Source organism: Streptomyces sp. URMC 126 (genome assembly GCF_051386555.1).
GTDB lineage: Bacteria > Actinomycetota > Actinomycetes > Streptomycetales > Streptomycetaceae > Streptomyces.
In genome coordinates, this window is the sequence record NZ_JBPQTX010001135.1 from 1 (window position 1) to 250 (window position 250).

At 60.4% G+C, this 250-nt stretch carries 1 protein-coding gene; it reads right to left on the reverse strand.

Going from position 1 to position 250, the window contains the following annotated elements:
- Nucleotides 1-217: hypothetical protein (locus ACSNOK_RS35390; protein WP_436784781.1), on the reverse strand; the 217-nt coding region annotated here is incomplete at its 3' end.
- Nucleotides 218-250 lie beyond the last annotated feature (33 nt).

The window sequence follows — 250 nt, forward strand, 5'->3', positions numbered from 1 at the left end:
GGACCACGATTCCGGGCAACACTCGACGCCACTTCCGGTTAGTCACCTCGTGGCACGCGCGTTCGGCACGTTCCGGAGTCGACGCGTCAATTCCCAAACCGTCAAGGACAGCAATAACAGTCGCCTTCCCGACCTCGGTGTGCTGGCCCTTCCAGTCGTAATAATCACGAGCGATGCCGAAATGATCGGCCAGGGTCGTCAGGTGGGGATCTGTCAAGGACATGACGGCCTTTCGGCGCCCCAATCGTCG